Source organism: Paenibacillus sp. FSL F4-0125 (assembly GCF_038008565.1).
Taxonomy (GTDB): Bacteria; Bacillota; Bacilli; order Paenibacillales; family Paenibacillaceae; genus Paenibacillus_AQ.
Map to the genome: position 1 here is coordinate 5,278,598 of NZ_JBBOZJ010000001.1, position 17,063 is coordinate 5,295,660.

Consider the following 17,063-nt stretch of genomic DNA (forward strand, 5'->3'; position numbering starts at 1 on the left):
GCTTTAATTAATGTTTAAATATCGTAAATAGATGAAGAAGATAGTAGTACGTATAGACGGATATTGAACGCTTATTTCTAATTAAATTTAGAACCACTTTTTTTCTTGAGGTATAACCCTTGGTATTAAGATGAGTAATTATATATTCCAGTTTTTCATCTTTACATAACTTATCAATTTTTTTTATTTTCTCTATAAGGTTTTTCTTACTATGTACTTCATTAAAAATTGCGCTGATACACATATCAACATACCGCAGGTTTAGTCGTATTTTAGCACTGGAATAAATATTTTCTGTATTTAACAAAGTTTCTATTTGATTAAAAATCCTTAATTGCAATTCTGCTAAATTTTCTCTATATAGTTTAGATGCTGATTCAGTCCGAATACAATAATGATAAAAATAATTATTATTAATGCATACCGTACTACTTTTAGAAAAGATTCCAATACAAAAAACTAAATCTTCCATAAAAGGTATGTCCTCAGGGAAGAAAATTAATTTTTCATTTAAGAATTCTTTATTTATGAGTAATCTCCATACATTTCCCATCAGATATTGTACACCACTATTAATACTCGAAGGTGCAATTAAGTTTAGAATTAAATCATTAATCTCGTCCTGTTGCAACAATTCTTTATCGAATTCTAAATTAATCAGTTTACTACCATTTTCATTTTCCATTACATAATTACATAAACATACATCAGCCTGACTTTCCTTTATTTGATTGTACATACTTCGATACATATCAGACTCTATCCAATCATCTGGATCAACAAAACTCACATATTCTCCCTCTGCATATTTAATTCCTGCATTTCTAGCAGAAGAGACCCCTCCATTGGGTTTGTTAATAACAATGATTCGCTCATCATCTTTAGCATATTTTTCACAGATAGATAAGCTCCTATCCGTTGAACCATCATTAACTAATATAATTTGTATCTCTTTTAAAGTTTGTTCTTTAATACTTGCTATGCATCTGTCTAAATATTTTTCAACATTATAAATAGGTAATATGATACTTACTTTCGGGATAATTCTCCCCTCCTATGACAAACCAACTTTTTTCGTTATGTAATAGTTATAAAAGTAAAACACTACTAATTATTCGTAGCTTGAGATACATTATTATTCTTTATCGAAAATACAAGCGCACTAGATATTATATATGGTACTAATGATCTAAAATCATAAAGTGTATTATCAGTTATTCCTGTAATTAAAAATATTATTTGGAAATATAAAGACAGTATAAGAACACTTAATTTTTCTATACTCAATCTCTTGTTATTTAACTCTGATCTTAGAAATCTTAAAGTACTTATTAAAGTGTGACCAAATGCAAATATAAATACGGTAAAACCTACTATTCCATTTTCAGCTAACAGTTGTATATAAATATTATGGACACCACTACCAATATAAGAGTCTATTGACCAGACACCAACACCAAACACAGGGTTCATAGAAAAATATCTAGTTGCCTCATTAATTATATAAGTACGTCCTGTAAGTAGATCTCCTTGCTGTAAAGTTACATAGAATTTGTCTATAACTCCATGAGCTATTGGACTTTGAAGTAAAATAATACTACCAATTAACACAACAATTAAAATACGAATTCCATATTTCTTGAATTTAACACTCTTAGCATTCATAAATAAGAATAGCAGCATAGCCACTGCAACAATATTTGCTATTAATAAACCCCTTTTTTGAGTTAAAAACAGAGCTAATACACTTACACTCAAGTAGATTAAGTTTAGTATTTTACTTTTATTTAAGGTCGAACCAGACACTATAAACATACAAAATAAGATCGCCACACAATATGTAATAAACATTGCATTAGTTGCAGTTTGTCCTGTAATTCCAGGATTTGAATTTTGTGCTATAAGACTATTATTAACTGCTAAATTTGAGCTAGTAAGTATACGCTCACAAAGGTTCCTTATCAAATCAGGAAATAATAAGTATAATATTGTAGCAGCTACATGAACTCCTGAAAATAATAATAGATATTTCTTATAATATTTTATCCACTGAATAGAATTCTCTAATAATGTTTTCATTATTATAACTAAGCTAAAAATCGCACTAAATTTTAATGATTTAAATATATCAACAGCATAAAAAGATGAAACACAAAAGGTGATTGCACATATAAACCACAAAAAATTATTAGTACTCAACTTAAAAAATGTTCTGCTTGCTGATAAATTCCAGATTAGTAAAAAAATGAATCCTATAAATAAAAAAGTGATATCACTTTGTATTAATGCTATATATCCAAAGAAAATATTAAATGTCAAGAATATCATAGAAAGCCTCAGAAGAGGTGATTTTATGTTGTTATCAATTATTGTCATTTCTTATTCCTCAACTCTTCATTTGCTTTATACAGCAACGAATTAAAATCTATAGAATATTTCTTTTTGCTAAATTCTTTAGCTTTTAAACGCGCATTCTCCCCCATTGACTTTCTTATATCTTTTTCCTCAATTAATCTGACTATACTCTCTTTCAATTGTTTTATAAAACTATCCCCTCTTTTTACAATATATGCAGATTTATCATCCACCAATTCGATCATCCCACCAGAATCTGAAATTATCACAGGGGTTTGCATAGCCATTTGTTCAATAACAGTTAAAGCAAATGGTTCCTCCCAAATTGAAGGTATGACACCTATATCAGCAATAGAATAGACTTCTGGCATTTGTTCATACTCAATAAAACCAGTGAAAATAATATTTCCATTTACTTTTTTCTTCAAATCAATAGAAAATTTATCGTTGGATTTATTACTATAAAACGAGCTCCCTACTATCACTAATTTAGCATTTGAATGATCAGTTACCAAACAAAAAGCTTCTAACAATTCTTTTATTCCTTTTTCTGGGACCAATCTTCCTGAATACAAAATAATTACATCATCATCCGATAATCCATATTTCTTTCTAATATTACTTTGGTTATATAAAATAGGATTAAACTTTTCCAAATCAATTCCATTATAGAGAGTTTGTATTTTTTTTGATTCATAAATCGTTCTAACTGAACTATTAATAAAATTACTTATTGTGAATATTGCATGAAATGAATTCAAAGTTTGCTTAGCAAATTTTGTATTTGAATTTAACCAATCGTTATGTAGATGTAAAACCATATTGTTTGGGAACAATTCAGATAACACAAGCCCATATTGAGGTTTATTCTCAACTATTACAATATCAAAATTGGGTTTTTCGATTTCCAACATTCTTTTCACTTTAGATATATAGACATTACCGATATAAATAGGCAGAAATCGATTTATTATATGTCGATATGCAATTTTGGTTCTATTAACAATTCCAGAAAGATCTGTATATTTATACTCACAGTAATTATATTTTTTAGCTGCTAATTTTGCCTTATCAGATTCAATACTATAAACTGTAATATTATGTTCACCTGTTACCTCATTCTCATCAATAAACATTTGTATTAGGTTTTCTACTGCCCCTCCATCCACAGGAGGTAACGGCAAAATACCTGGGGTAATAAATGCGATATTCATTTTCTTCCTCCTCTGGTCACCTTTACATTTTCAAAAACAAATTTTGCATTTGTATTGCTATATCATTTATATGAAAACCCGCTTTTTTAATTTCTAAGTAAGTATTTCTTCTAGAGGAGTCAGCGACTGATAAGACTCTCTCCGCCCAATAATCCGGAGCCTCTTTTAAGCTTACAAATTCAACTAGATCAGTAATTTTCACCTCTTGTGGAATAACATCGGCTGACACTATACATTTCAATCCAGCTGCTTGAGCTTCAATTATTACTATTCCTAAACCCTCGTAATTAGATGGAAATAAAAATACATCCATTGCTTGGAGTAAATCTTGAATATCGCTTCTATTCCCCGTTAAAATCACATTATCTTTCAATTCTAATTTCAGAATTTCTTTTTCTATTTCTGCCCTCATTTCTCCATCACCTACCATGAAGAGAACAGCATCTTTATTTCTTTTATATATTTGATTGAAAATTTCCAACAGAAACAAAGGATTTTTCTGTAATGATAATCGCCCAATATTTCCAACAACAAACTTATTTTCTAACCCCATATTTTTCCTAATGTCATTTCTTATAGACTTATTAAATGTAAAACTTTCAGCATTTATTGCATTATTAATTATCTTAACTTTATCATTAAGAACTGGTTTCACTCCAAATAACCATTCAGCTGCCATATTTGAACAAGCAAACAAGCTTGTAGATTTATTATTACGCACAAATACTCTATTAATATAATGCGCTAATGTAAAAATTAATCTATCTTTAGTTTTGATTAAATGCGAATGTACTGCTATTTTATATTTATATTTTGCTGATAAAATAAACGGTATGTTGTAATGAAGCTTTACATGATTTAAATAAACAACTTCATGTGTCTCTCTATTCATTTTTAAGATTTTGTTGAGATCTCTTATATTTTTAAGAAAGCTTTCTTTTTTAGGTGTGATATAGAATATTTCCCCCCCTAATTCATTAATTTCATTTTCGAATCTAGCTTTCTCCCCTTCAATAATAAAATCAAATTGTAATTTATCTAGATCAAAGTTCTTATACAAATTCATTAGATATATTTCAATTCCTCCAATAATTGAGGCAGACATTCCATATACTAATACTCTCATCTAATTTATCCCTTCAAGTTAACATCAAACTTTTTCGTAAAATTCCTGAATTCCCTTAGATACTTGTTCTATAGAAAATCCCATATTCTCAACTTTATCTTTCATTTCAACTCTATTATACTTAGTGGAGGCATCTAAAACTTTATCAGCCCATATCTTTACTGATTCATTTAAAGAAACGTACTCTATTAACTCTGAAATGTTAGTTTCTTTAGGTACAACATTTTTAGAAGTTATACACTTTAAACTAGCAGCTTGAGCCTCTATTAATACGATACCTAGTCCCTCAAATAATGAAGGAAAAAGAAAAATATCCATTGCTTGTAGTAAATCCGGAATATCATCTCTTACTCCTGTGAAAATAACTTTATTTTCAATTTGTAATTTTCGTATTTTTTTTTTCAAAAAATCTTCTAGTTCCCCTGAGCCCACGAGCATTAATACTGAATCTTCATTTTTCTTTAGCACTTCATAAAAAACATCTATTAGAAAACTATGATTTTTTTGTTCTACAAATCTACCAATATTTCCAACAACTAATTTCTCAGTAATACTAAATTCTTTCCTTATCTTTTTTCTTTTTTCCTCACTATATATGAATTTAATAACGTCTATTCCATTATTAACCACAGTAAACTGCTTGTTACCAAACATCCATTTCCCTGCATCTTCTGAACAAGCAAATAAATCAGTAGTAAAACGTGATATAAGAAGTCTATTGAAAAAATGAAATAACTTATAGATTCTTTGCTTACTCATGGTATTATGACTATGCATGATTCTACTAGCGATTTTATGTTTCTTCGCAAGTATTAAAGGAGTGATATACATCAATGAATTTCCATGAACATGAACTATTTTATATTCCTTATGTTCCTTTAAAAACTTGTTGACTTCAAAAAAATTTTTCAAAGCATGCCTTGGATAGTCGGAAGTTAAATAAATACGTCCTCCCATTTTTAATATTTCTTCCTCATATTGGTTATTTTTTGAATCTCTTAATAAAAAATCAAATTGTACCTTATCTCTATCAATACTGCGATATAAATTCATTAGAAAGGCTTCAGTACCTCCGTTACCTAACCCAGCTAGAACATGTAATACTCTTGTTACCTTCATCATGGCCTCTCTTTCAATATTTAATCTATGTGATTGCCTTATAGATATTCTTCATAATCAGCAAGACGCTTTTTTTATCAAACACACTAACAGCTTCTATATTATGAGAACCCATCGATATTCTCATTTTTGAATCAAATGATAATTTTTCGATCTTTTCAACGTATCTCTCGATATCATTCGGACTACAACTAAATCCTGTTATACCATCAACTGAATAGTCAACTATCCCATGTACATTCGATGTGACCAAAGGCAAACCCGTAGCCATTGCTTCAAGCGCTGCAAGACCTAAGCCCTCTCTATGTGAAGGAAATACGAAAATATCTGAAGCTTTACAAATTTCAGCTATATCATTTCTAAACCCTAAAAATCTCACTTTGTCTGCAATATTAAGTAACTCAGATAATCTCTTTAGGTATTCTTCCTTCTCACCTACACCGCATATAACATATATCACATTCGAAACGTTTAACTTTGGAAGAGCTTTAATAATCGTTTCGTGATTTTTGTTTTCATTAAGTTCTCCGACCGAAAGTAAAACAATCGCTTCCTCAGTTAGTCCTAACTCTCTACGTTTTTCAAGCTTTCCTACGTTCACTGTACTAAATTTTTGGAGATCAAGTCCTATACCAGGGATATATTCTATGCTCTCCGCCTTAAATGACTTTCTAGCTCTTACATAGTCTTCTTTATTTATAGTAATAAGGACGTCTGTGTATTTTGCTAACCACTTTTCAACTGGATAATATACTAGCCAATTAACTATTGGTGCTCCTTTGTAAAAGTGAAACCCATGCGCAGTATAAAATACCTTAGTTCCATTTTTTCTAAAATCTTTAACTGTCCACCTGCCAAATGCACTAGCAACAGGTGTATGGAAATGTATAATATCATAATCATTATTTTTAACTATTTCTTTCAATTGACGACTTGCTAATAAATTTAATTTTGAAAATGGATTTCGTTGGAACGGAATATCATAAACATTTTGAACTACAACATCTAAATCAACTGTATTTTTATATCCTGCTATATCAACGGTATACCCCATATCTTGCAACAATCGGATGTGTGGGATCAGAAAAGCCTTTATAGTCGTTAATATAGTTGAACATATTAGGACTTTCTTCATACTAACTCTATCCCTCTCCTCACCATACTTGTCTAACTGGTATTTAGCACTAAATCTATAAATACTAATCTTAAGATATCTTCATTGCTTTATTTGTTAATTATCTTTGAAGAGCTTTGAAATAAGTTCTGTTATTAAATTTAATTGTGATTTTCCCAATTCACTTCCTGAAGGTAAACAAATTCCTTTTTTAAAGAATTCAGTTCCAACATGCTTTTCATGTGTATGAGAGAACGAACCTGACTCATTAAAGAGTGGTTGAAGACTCATTGGTTTCCAAACCGATCTTGATTCAATGTTCTCCTCTTCTAATAATCCAATAACATCAAATGGACTCACTGTGCACCCTTCATCTATCGTCATCACAGTTAGCCAATAGTTAGACTCACTATTATTAGGAATAGGTATAATTTGTACTGGTAGACCTTTAAATGAATCTTCATAAAATAATCTAATTTTCTTTTTAGATTCAATTCGCTCATTCAGCACTTTCAATTGTCCCCGTCCAATCCCGGCACAAATATTAGACATCCGATAATTGTAGCCAACTTCTTTATGCTCATAATGTTTTGCAGGCTCCCTTGACTGTGTAGCCCAAAAACGCATTTTCTTTATTGCTTCTTCATTATTGGAAACGACCATCCCACCACCTGATGTGGTAATAATCTTGTTACCATTAAAAGAGAAAATGCCAATATGCCCAAAAGATCCACATTTCTTACCTTTATAAGTAGCACCAAGTGCTTCAGCTGCATCTTCTATAACTGGAACTCCGTAACGTTCACAAATCGGGAGTAGAGAATCATAATCGGCACTCTGTCCATATAAATCCACAATAATAACTGCCTTAGGCATTTTATTTTCTTTTTCAGCCCACTCAAATGCTTTCTCTAAAGCAATCGGTGACATATTCCAGCTTTCTGGTTCTGAATCGATAAACACAGGGTTTGCATATTGATAAAGAATCGGATTACAACTTCCTGCAAAAGTTAAATCCGAACAAAACACATAATCTCCAGGACCAACATCAAAATATTTTAGAGCTAAGTGAATTCCAGCTGTACCAGAAGATAATGCCAATCCATGTTCCATTCCAATGTATTCACATAATTCTTCTTCAAATTTATCTACATTTGTTCCTAACGGAGCAATCCAGTTAGTATCGAACGCTTCTTGTATGTACTTCATTTCATTCCCACTCATATGAGGAGGAGATAGGAAAATCCGTTCATTAGACATTTTATCGTCACCTTTTTTTATATTTAAAGTTATTGATCTTAGCTATCCAAGTGATCAAATTTCTTATAAGAATTATTATTTTTAACACGTTAAGAGATCACATCGATCAATTAATTTAGATTCCTTAATGCATATTGAAATACAGTTTTTATCATGCAAGAAACTATATATATAAGGAACTCCATTGTTATTCAGTACATCAAATGACTCGAATGGTATAGATAAGCCTTTACCTATCCATTTAACATAAGCTTCCTTTTTAGTCCATATCAATGCAAATCTCTCATCTTGGTCTTCTTCATTATTTAAGATATAATCTTGCTCCGATTTTGTGAAAAAACGTTCCACAATAAGTCTATTGAAAGATTTAATGTTCTCAATATCTACTCCCACTGGCTCATCCGCTATGGCGCAAACTAATACTCCATTTGTGTGAGATATATTGTAATGAACTTTTGGGTAGTCTCTTAGATATGGTTTTCCAAATTCCGCTTTATGTATTATGAGGTTATCACCATCTGTGTTTAAATATTTGCCTAAAATCCGCCTGCAGATCATTTCCGAGTGCGCTTTTGCATTGTCTGTTTCTTCAAAATACAATTTAATCACTGAAAAAAACTCCAAACTTGTTCAGACTATAAAATCTAAATTTGTGCACCGCTAATTTTGTAGGTAACTAACGATGCACCTATACAAAACTCCCTTTATTCCATAAAATCAAGTATATCTTGTATTGACTTAAAACCCTTAATCTGAGCGCCAGACAGTTTTTTATTAAAGTTCTCATCCATTACAACGATCAAGGAAAGAGCTGCCATCGAATCCCATTCTTCTATATCTGTTAAAGCGATATCCTCATTAAGCGTGCCTGAATCTAGTTCCATCATTTCTTCTAATAAAGCGATTTTCTCTTGATTTGTCATTTTGTTACCTCCGTTTATTAATTTTTCTATTTAATTACCCTTATGATAAATAGCCACCATCAACTATAAATCCTGTGCCAGTAATAAATTTTGATGCATCACTTAATAAATATGCCATAGCATTTGCTATATCTAGTGGCTCACCCATCCCTAAATACTGTCTACTTAAAACGTGAGAACCAACAGCGTCTTCACCTGCATTCTCGACAAACATTTTGTACATATCTGTTTTTATGAATCCAGCAACTACTGTATTTACTCTTATATTTTTATGTGCAAGTTCCTCAGCCATACTTTTAGTCGCTGCATCCATAGCTGCTTTTGTAGCACAGTAAGCGACTTTCGACTTATCACCAGACTGACTACCTATTGAAGACATTCCAATAAAGCTTGCGCCTGCGATATAGTTCTTTTTTTTCGAAATACATCTCACTAATTCCACATATGCGTAGAAGTTAATAAGCATCATATCATGTAAAAAGTCACTCGTTGTCATTGCAAGTGGGCGCATAGTTGCTATTCCCGCGCTATGGATCATTCCGTTCAAAGCACCACATTGAGTAACTATTTGCTTAATTAACTCTTCAATTCCTTCGACCTTTTTCAGATCAAAACAATATAAAGCATGTCCTTCGCCTTCTAACATATCTAAAGTTTCTCGAAGTTTCTCTTCATTACGAGCGACTAAAGACACTTTTGCTCCCAACCTACTAATTTGAATTGCAGCCATCCTACCAATACCTTGTGACGCACCAGTTATTAGTATATGTCTACCAGTTAGATCCATCGGATTAATCACGTTTGAATCCTCCCGCTGGAAAGTATTCATCCGTGTAAATGATAGGTAAAATATTAGAAACATTTATCTTAGCCGAAACAACTCCCCAAGATAATCCAACACCAAACCCACACATAAGAGAATTGATTTCATTCTTCGTATATCCCCCGCCATACATTTTGGCAAGTGTAAGGGGTATCGAGGTTACACTTGTGTTGCCATAGGCATCGATAGAGATAGGTACTTTATCCATTGGGAACTTTATTTTTTTCGCAATTTGCTTCAGAATAAAGAGATTTGCTTGATGCAATACCAAACAGTCATACTCTTCTGGAATTGAATTTTCAGATTCCAAAAACTCTTTAAGAAGATTTGGCACTTCTGAAATAGTAAAATTAAAGACCTCAGTTCCATCCATAAATAAATCATTATCAGAACGAACATTCCCATCTTCCCACATATATCGTTCACTAGTTGCAGTAGGATTGCGATTGCCACCGCCATGCATGATTATCGCTCCATATCCTTCCCCACTTGTTCTAACTGAAGCTTTAATTTCAGGAGCATTTTCTTCTTTTTCCAGTAATGTTGCAGAACCAGCATCACCAAACAACATTACGGAAGAACGATCTTCAGGGGAAACTAGTTTACTTAAAGTATCTCCCACAATAAGTAAGGCTCTATTTATATTAGATGTCTGCATACAAGAACAAATTGTTTGCAAACCGTAAACATATCCGGAACATCCCAGGTTAATATCAAAGGCAAGACAATCTTTTGTTAAACCAAGACGCTTATGAAGTACACCTGCTGTTGCAGGGATTCTATAGTCTGGTGACTGAGAAACAAAAACCACTGCATCTATCGATAAAGGATCAATAGCTTTTTCCAACATCAATTGTCTGGCAGCCACATACCCCAAATCAGAAGCAGTCTGATTTTCATCTGCATAATGCAGTTTATTGACGCCAGTCATTTTCTTGAATTTCTGAACTGATTCATCTCCGAATATCGCAGCAAAACTGTCGATCTCTACTTCCTTTGTAGGCACTGCAACAGCAATGCCAGCAATTTTTATGTTTTCAAAATTAAATTTAATCATTGTCTGCCTCCCTTACCAGGTAATTATTGTACTGCCCCAAGAAAGACCTACACCAAAACCAGTAATCAATACTATATTCCCTTTATTCAACCTTCCTTCTTCCTCAGCACGTTTCAATGCAATCGGAATGGTTGCTGATACGGTGTTCCCGATATCTTCTATATTAATGTAGAACTTTTCCTTATCTATCTTTAACTTCTTCCTCAAGAAATCCAACATGAACTTATTTGCCTGATGAAAAACAAACAAATCAATATCACTTAAATTCAAATTATGCTTTTCCAGAATATTCCTAACGCTTTGTGGGACCGCCTCAATTGTGAAATTAAATACCTCTGCACCATCCATATACAAGTTATCCATTGAACGTATCGATCCGTTGTCCTCTTTTTCTATTGCTGTTACTTCTGAACGTGGCAATCTAGATCCACCAGAAGGAATAATTAATGCATTTTTCCCACTTCCATCAGTCCCCAAATCAAATTCACCTATGTGATGTCCATTCTCACACACTACAGTTGCAGCACCTGCATCACCAAATATAGTTCGTGTACTCTTATCTAAAGGATGTATGTATTTTGAATATGTTTCCGCTGTGAGTAACAATACATTTTTAGCTATCCCCATATATATGAAGCTCTTAGCCATCGCCAAACCATATATATAAGCAGAACATCCCAAATTGAAATCAAAAGCTCCTGCTGTTTTAGGAATACCTAATTTATCCTGTAATATACAAGCTGTTGTTGGTAATTGATAATCCGGACTTTGAGTTGCAAATATAATAAAATCAACATCCTTTGGAGTAATGACTCCGGATTCAAATATTTTATTAGCTGCTTTTTCTGCTAAATCGGATGCACATTCTTCTTCTAAAACTACGTGACGTTTTGCTATGCCTGTTTTAATGAGAATTTTCTCAGCTGTCCAGTCATCGTATATCTCCGCCAGATCATCATTTGATAATACTTTTTCAGGAAGGACATATTCGATAGCTTTAATTCCTATATTCATTAATTCACATCCTTCAGATATATCAACATATATAAAAACGTACTACTAAAATAATATCTTTTTCGCTGGATTCCCCATTACTTTAGTTTTTTCTTTTATATGTGTGACGACTACACTTCCGGCTCCAAGAAATGCATCATCGCCAATTTTTCTACCTGGTACTATTGTTACGTGACTTCCCAAAAACACTCTCTTTCCAATTTTCACTCCACCCGTTATATCACAATAGGAAGAAATAGTAGAATAATCACCAACTATTGCATCATGGCCTATACCTGAGGAAAGTAGCGTTACAAAATCACCAATCACAACATTAGCTGTAATACAGGAATTAGGATAAGCAATTAACCCTTCCCCAATTCTATTATGATCTCCAATTATAGCTTTGGGATGAATTATACTTTCAAATGAAGCTCCTTTTGATTTTAATGAAGCTACAACATTTTCTTTTATTCCTGGGTTTGCAATGGCACAAGCATAAACCTCGTTATAATTAGGTTCCCATTCCTTAATACTGCCAATAACTTTGTAATCGCATTGTAAATCTGCTAAAGCATTAGAATTATCATCAATGAATCCCTTTATTGTCCATGTTTTATTAACCTTATTTATATCTTTAATCCATTGCAATAATTCTCTTCCAAAACCACCCGCACCCACTATAATTAAATCCTTCATTAAACTGCAAACTCCTTATAAACGAAATTCTATTCAGAAGTAAACTCCCTGCTTCCGATAAATGGATCCATCGTTGCTGTCGTCTCTGAACTAATACCTTCTCTAACAACAACCTTCTTAAAGGTTAAAAAGATATATATCCAATCTCCAATAAAACTTATTTTGTCTATATACTCGATATCCAGATTAAACTTTTCATCCCAACTTATAGAATTCCTTCCGTTAACCTGAGCCAACCCTGATAACCCTGGTCTAACCTCATGACGACGTTTTTGATGTTCATTATAAAGAGGTAAATAACTAACTAATAAGGGCCTGGGCCCTATTATTGACATATCTCCTTTGAGAATATTAAAAAGCTCTGGCAATTCATCCAATGAAGTAGATCTTAAAAATACCCCAAATTTGGTTAACCTAACATTATCAGGTAGAAGATGACCATTCGAATCCTTTTCATCAGTCATAGTTCTAAATTTGTACATTGTAAAAATTTCTTCATTAAGCCCAGGTCTTTTTTGTTTAAAAATCACTGGACCGCCAAGCTTTATCCTTACCAAAATAGCAACAGCTACAAAAATAGGACTCAGAACAATTATTGCAATTAAGGACAACAAAAAATCCATTGGCCTCTTAATAAATCTTCTATATATACCCTTCTCATTAGACTGCTGTAAGTCTGTATTTATACTTGTTTTCAGCTCAGTTTGCATCTTAGTAAAACCCCTTTATACACTAGAACCATCTTTCTATCTCTAAATCTCTGCTGTAAAGTATATTAAGAAATAGCGAATTATTAATTCGCCATTCCCTCAGCCAAATCTTTACCCAACTGAAGCTGCGATTCAAATTCACTTCTATATTGACTAATGATTGCTGTGCTATATCCATTACTGTTCAGTTTTTGTTCAGTGTCGGCAACTATACTATTGAAGCTAGCAGTAAACGCTGAAAGTTGTTGTACACCTTTAGCCTTAATACTCTTTTTACTCGCTTCATCTTTTGCTCCGAGATACTCTAACGCAATACTCATTAATGTGGATTGGCTTTGATCTTTAAGTGCAGTAAGTTTGGCTTCCGTTTCACTAGTAATGGTTTCATAAGAAACCTTTCCAGTACCCGCAGTACCACCACCAGCTGTACCAGTTGAATCCGTAGGTGCAGGTGTCACTACTGGAGATGGGTCGTTGCCATTGTTACCAGTCGAACTATTAGTGCCGCCTTGCTCTTGATACGCCTTAGAAGCAGCAGTAATGGTTTTCGTCTTCTGATCCCAGCTAATGTTATGACCTACAGATTCCGATAAAAAACGTAGAGGTACATATAAAGAGCCATTCAGGATAAAGCTGGATTGCCCATTAGGTAATGCCTTAGTTGCACCGTTAAATACATAACTTGCCTTCACTTGATTGAGTACAAGATTCTTAGATACTGCTAAAGCACTATTTCCGTTGGTTGCATTCATTAAGTACTCTTTAATCACTACTAGCTCTGATTTGCTAGGCTCTGCTACAGTAACTTTAACGTTTTTAGCATCCCAAGCTACACTCTTTTGCAGCGCATATGACATAAAGCGTAATGGAACATAAGTTGTATTGTTGTACATGAATACATATTGATCTGCAGGCGTCCCAATACTTGCTCCATCAAAAATCATATTCACGTTCATGCTCTGCACTTTAATCGTAGGATTTGCAGCCTTAGTTGTTGCACTTGGTACTGCCGCTGCTGATACGGAAATAGGAGCGGATGCCGTTAAGGGTGCTAACCCTATTGAAGCTATTAACGATAGAGCTATGACTGGTATTGTTGCTTTAGACATCCTTATTCACTTCCCTTTTCTTTCGCTTTTGATTGTTCTTCTTTAAGGACTTGATCTCGTGTCTTCCCTTGACTCACGCCATATTTCTTAGCAACCTGTGAAAGCTCATTGTATTGTTCTTCGGAAACTTTACCGAGGATGATACTGCGTGCTTCACGCTTCTCTTCAATGGTTAAGCCACCTTTGGCTAGATCTTTTAGCCGATTAATATCAGATACACTTAGTTGACTGAGCACAATAGCAGCTACATCTGCTTTATCCTTCATCGTTACATTATCTTGAATTTCTTTAGCTTTATCTGTTGAAACCTGTGCCGTATAACCATCTGAAGAAGTATCTTTTTGATCTGTTGATGGAGCTTTCGTAGGTTCACTAGTAGTAGAAGCTGTTGTATCTTTTCCAGTTTCCTCAGTATTTTTGCTTCCATCATCTTTTGATGGAGCAGGTGTTGCAGACGCTGCAGGATCAACTTTACCATCTACTACTGCATCTTCGGGTGCAGTTTCTTGATCTTTACCACCATTAACTTGATCCTCTGACTCCAGATCAAAGCCATCTGCCATTGAATTCATCAGCTTATCTACAGCATAATTAGCAGCGAACAGCCCACCTACACCCAGAACTACAATGATTGACAGCGTCCATAAAAGGATCTTTTTCCATCGTTTGTTGAACACTAATGTATCCCCCTTTATGAATGATTTAGCTGATAGCAACTTGAGCAACGGGCTGCATCGGTACAATCTGATTAATCACTTCACGTATAACTTCAGGTTCTTCAGCGAGAACACGTTCCAAGCGTTTAAATTCCAGTTCTAGCTGATTCAGACTTATCACATTAGGTCTACCGATAAAGATTCTTCCGTGATCTGTAGAGCCTAGATTTTCTTCATCCGTCAGCAACTCTTCATATAATTTCTCGCCCTCACGAATGCCGGAGAACTGAATATCAATATCCCTATAAGGTTCATAACCAGAGAGAGTAATCAAATCTTCCGCTAATGTTAGAATCTTAACCGGTTCTCCCATATCCAGAATGAACACTTCTCCACCTTTGGCAAAAGAACCAGACTGGATTACAAGCTGAACTGCTTCTGGAATCGTCATAAAATAACGGACCATTTCTGGATGAGTAACCGTGACTGGACCACCAGCAGCAATCTGCTGTTTAAAGGCTGGTATTACACTTCCGCGACTGCCAAGCACGTTCCCAAAACGCACAGCAGAGAACTTCGTTTGACTTGTGGTATGCAGACTCTGCACATACATTTCAGCGATTCGCTTAGTTGCACCCATCACACTTGTTGGGTTAACTGCTTTATCCGAAGAGATCATTACAAATCTCTCCGCACCATACTTATCTGCGCAATCCGCAACATTCCTTGTACCGAAGACATTGTTCTTAATGGCTTCCGAAGGGTTTCGCTCCATCAATGGAACGTGTTTATGTGCTGCCGCATGAAAGACAACATGTGGGTGATTGCTACTGAATACGTCCATCATCCGACTGCGATCCTGCACATCTGCGATTACGGTAACAATATTCAGATCTGGATATTTCTTGCGCAGCTCCATCTCAATCGTATAAATACTGTTCTCACCGTGTCCAAGCAGCATTAACTTGTCCGGACCAAAAGGAGCTATTTGCCGACAAAGTTCTGAACCAATAGATCCACCAGCACCCGTAACTAACACAGTCTTATGGTGTACATAACCTAGAATACTGTTCAAATCCGCTATAATCGGCTCACGACCTAGTAAATCCTCAACGCTAACATCTCGCAATTTCTTTACTGATATTTTTCCAGCGATCAGATCGTTAAGCGCCGGTATAATCTTTAGCTTGGCCCCTGTCTTCTTCGCCAAATTAATAACTTCAGAGATTTCAGTACGTGAAACGGAAGGCATGGCGATAATAATCTCATGAATTTCCCGTTCTTTCACAATAGCGGGAATCGCGTAACGATTTCCTAACACGGGCACACCCAATATAGACATATGATATTTATTGATACTATCATCAATGAAACCTACCAGCTTCGTATGAGCAAAAGACGGACCCATCATTTCCCGAGCAATTAGTATTCCACAATCGCCTGCACCAACAATAAGTGTATGGGTCTGAGTGTCTTTATAATTGATTCGATCATTATGGAGCACTCTCCACAAGAATCGAATCCCACCTACTAACACAAGAACAGTCTCCATAGTCCGAACTTCTATTGCTAAAGGTACCCGTTCTGGCAATATAAAATATGCTGCTGCAAATGAGAGTATTGACCCTACTACAATCGCTTTTGAAACAGATATAATCTCTCCAATGCTGGCATATTGCCACATTCTTCGGTATAAACCGAAATAGATCAGACTTCCACCGAATGCAACCGTTGCAATCACACCAAATTGCAGCATCTGTACAACATAATCCTCGATAGGATGATTAGGATACCGAAACAAATAGGATGTTATAATGCTGAACCAGATGATTGCAAGGTCAATAAAGAATAAAAGAACTACTCTAGATTTCGCTGTCATTTTCAGTGCCTCCAAAAACAACATTA

Annotated in this window: 17 protein-coding genes; all 17 read right to left on the bottom strand. The window is 34.1% G+C overall.

Features of this window, described 5'->3' with window-relative positions; all coding sequences use genetic code 11:
* Positions 1 to 7 precede the first annotated feature (7 nt).
* The 17 genes from NST74_RS23490 to NST74_RS23570 all read right to left on the bottom strand — a co-directional run bounded on the left by NST74_RS23490 (position 8) and on the right by NST74_RS23570 (position 17,037).
* Positions 8 to 1,045 carry a glycosyltransferase family 2 protein gene (locus NST74_RS23490; protein WP_341115962.1) on the bottom strand — a complete coding sequence of 346 codons (1,038 nt, stop codon included), beginning with the start codon at positions 1,043 to 1,045 and terminating at the stop codon, positions 8 to 10.
* 62 nt (positions 1,046 to 1,107) lie between these two features.
* The gene (locus NST74_RS23495) at positions 1,108 to 2,376 is read right to left on the bottom strand and encodes an O-antigen ligase family protein (protein WP_341114685.1); all 1,269 of its coding nucleotides are present in this window, start codon (positions 2,374 to 2,376) and stop codon (positions 1,108 to 1,110) included.
* A complete protein-coding gene (locus NST74_RS23500) occupies positions 2,373 to 3,569 on the bottom strand; it encodes a glycosyltransferase family 4 protein (protein WP_341114687.1) in 1,197 nt (398 codons plus the stop codon). Before NST74_RS23500 ends, NST74_RS23495 begins: the two co-directional genes overlap by 4 nt.
* 22 nt (positions 3,570 to 3,591) lie before the next feature.
* On the bottom strand, positions 3,592 to 4,695 hold the full coding sequence (locus NST74_RS23505; RefSeq protein WP_341114690.1) for a glycosyltransferase: 1,104 nt from the start codon (positions 4,693 to 4,695) through the stop codon (positions 3,592 to 3,594).
* A gap of 24 nt (positions 4,696 to 4,719) precedes the next feature.
* Entirely contained in the window at positions 4,720 to 5,817 is a 1,098-nt protein-coding gene (locus tag NST74_RS23510; RefSeq protein ID WP_341114692.1) for a glycosyltransferase family 1 protein, read from the bottom strand.
* A gap of 22 nt (positions 5,818 to 5,839) precedes the next feature.
* The gene (locus NST74_RS23515; RefSeq protein ID WP_341114693.1) at positions 5,840 to 6,949 is read right to left on the bottom strand and encodes a glycosyltransferase family 4 protein; all 1,110 of its coding nucleotides are present in this window, start codon (positions 6,947 to 6,949) and stop codon (positions 5,840 to 5,842) included.
* A gap of 96 nt (positions 6,950 to 7,045) precedes the next feature.
* Positions 7,046 to 8,188, bottom strand: a complete 1,143-nt coding sequence (locus NST74_RS23520) for a DegT/DnrJ/EryC1/StrS family aminotransferase (RefSeq protein WP_341114694.1) — start codon at positions 8,186 to 8,188, stop codon at positions 7,046 to 7,048.
* A gap of 81 nt (positions 8,189 to 8,269) precedes the next feature.
* On the bottom strand, positions 8,270 to 8,797 hold the full coding sequence (locus tag NST74_RS23525) for a 4'-phosphopantetheinyl transferase family protein (protein WP_341114695.1): 528 nt from the start codon (positions 8,795 to 8,797) through the stop codon (positions 8,270 to 8,272).
* A 95-nt stretch (positions 8,798 to 8,892) separates the two neighbouring features.
* Entirely contained in the window at positions 8,893 to 9,111 is a 219-nt protein-coding gene (locus NST74_RS23530; protein WP_341114697.1) for an acyl carrier protein, read from the bottom strand.
* A gap of 40 nt (positions 9,112 to 9,151) precedes the next feature.
* A complete protein-coding gene (locus NST74_RS23535; RefSeq protein WP_341114698.1) occupies positions 9,152 to 9,910 on the bottom strand; it encodes an SDR family NAD(P)-dependent oxidoreductase in 759 nt (252 codons plus the stop codon).
* Positions 9,903 to 10,991, bottom strand: coding sequence for a 3-oxoacyl-ACP synthase III family protein (locus NST74_RS23540; RefSeq protein ID WP_341114699.1), 1,089 nt, complete (start codon positions 10,989 to 10,991; stop codon positions 9,903 to 9,905). The genes NST74_RS23535 and NST74_RS23540 overlap by 8 nt, the downstream gene beginning before the upstream one ends.
* 12 nt (positions 10,992 to 11,003) lie before the next feature.
* A complete protein-coding gene (locus tag NST74_RS23545; RefSeq protein WP_341114700.1) occupies positions 11,004 to 12,005 on the bottom strand; it encodes a 3-oxoacyl-ACP synthase III family protein in 1,002 nt (333 codons plus the stop codon).
* A 45-nt stretch (positions 12,006 to 12,050) separates the two neighbouring features.
* Complete coding sequence (locus NST74_RS23550) at positions 12,051 to 12,683, bottom strand: acetyltransferase (RefSeq protein ID WP_341114701.1); 633 nt, start codon at positions 12,681 to 12,683, stop codon at positions 12,051 to 12,053.
* A 29-nt stretch (positions 12,684 to 12,712) separates the two neighbouring features.
* The gene (locus tag NST74_RS23555; protein ID WP_341114703.1) at positions 12,713 to 13,393 is read right to left on the bottom strand and encodes a sugar transferase; all 681 of its coding nucleotides are present in this window, start codon (positions 13,391 to 13,393) and stop codon (positions 12,713 to 12,715) included.
* A gap of 83 nt (positions 13,394 to 13,476) precedes the next feature.
* A complete protein-coding gene (locus tag NST74_RS23560; protein WP_341114704.1) occupies positions 13,477 to 14,502 on the bottom strand; it encodes a copper amine oxidase N-terminal domain-containing protein in 1,026 nt (341 codons plus the stop codon).
* A 2-nt stretch (positions 14,503 to 14,504) separates the two neighbouring features.
* Positions 14,505 to 15,179, bottom strand: coding sequence for an SPOR domain-containing protein (locus tag NST74_RS23565; RefSeq protein WP_341114705.1), 675 nt, complete (start codon positions 15,177 to 15,179; stop codon positions 14,505 to 14,507).
* 25 nt (positions 15,180 to 15,204) lie between these two features.
* Complete coding sequence (locus NST74_RS23570) at positions 15,205 to 17,037, bottom strand: polysaccharide biosynthesis protein (RefSeq protein ID WP_341114706.1); 1,833 nt, start codon at positions 17,035 to 17,037, stop codon at positions 15,205 to 15,207.
* Between the last annotated feature and the right edge of the window lie 26 nt (positions 17,038 to 17,063).

What these genes read in the sequence shown, in the direction of transcription:
- NST74_RS23515 (WP_341114693.1), bottom strand. Translation starts at nt 6,949, where the DNA reads ATGAAGAAAGTCCTAATATGTTCAACTATATTAACGACTATAAAGGCT.
- NST74_RS23510 (WP_341114692.1), bottom strand. Translation starts at nt 5,817, where the DNA reads ATGATGAAGGTAACAAGAGTATTACATGTTCTAGCTGGGTTAGGTAAC.
- NST74_RS23555 (WP_341114703.1), bottom strand. Translation starts at nt 13,393, where the DNA reads ATGCAAACTGAGCTGAAAACAAGTATAAATACAGACTTACAGCAGTCT.
- NST74_RS23495 (WP_341114685.1), bottom strand. Translation starts at nt 2,376, where the DNA reads ATGACAATAATTGATAACAACATAAAATCACCTCTTCTGAGGCTTTCT.
- NST74_RS23540 (WP_341114699.1), bottom strand. Translation starts at nt 10,991, where the DNA reads ATGATTAAATTTAATTTTGAAAACATAAAAATTGCTGGCATTGCTGTT.
- NST74_RS23530 (WP_341114697.1), bottom strand. Translation starts at nt 9,111, where the DNA reads ATGACAAATCAAGAGAAAATCGCTTTATTAGAAGAAATGATGGAACTA.
- NST74_RS23550 (WP_341114701.1), bottom strand. Translation starts at nt 12,683, where the DNA reads ATGAAGGATTTAATTATAGTGGGTGCGGGTGGTTTTGGAAGAGAATTA.
- NST74_RS23500 (WP_341114687.1), bottom strand. Translation starts at nt 3,569, where the DNA reads ATGAATATCGCATTTATTACCCCAGGTATTTTGCCGTTACCTCCTGTG.
- NST74_RS23505 (WP_341114690.1), bottom strand. Translation starts at nt 4,695, where the DNA reads ATGAGAGTATTAGTATATGGAATGTCTGCCTCAATTATTGGAGGAATT.
- NST74_RS23560 (WP_341114704.1), bottom strand. Translation starts at nt 14,502, where the DNA reads ATGTCTAAAGCAACAATACCAGTCATAGCTCTATCGTTAATAGCTTCA.
- NST74_RS23570 (WP_341114706.1), bottom strand. Translation starts at nt 17,037, where the DNA reads ATGACAGCGAAATCTAGAGTAGTTCTTTTATTCTTTATTGACCTTGCA.
- NST74_RS23520 (WP_341114694.1), bottom strand. Translation starts at nt 8,188, where the DNA reads ATGTCTAATGAACGGATTTTCCTATCTCCTCCTCATATGAGTGGGAAT.
- NST74_RS23545 (WP_341114700.1), bottom strand. Translation starts at nt 12,005, where the DNA reads ATGAATATAGGAATTAAAGCTATCGAATATGTCCTTCCTGAAAAAGTA.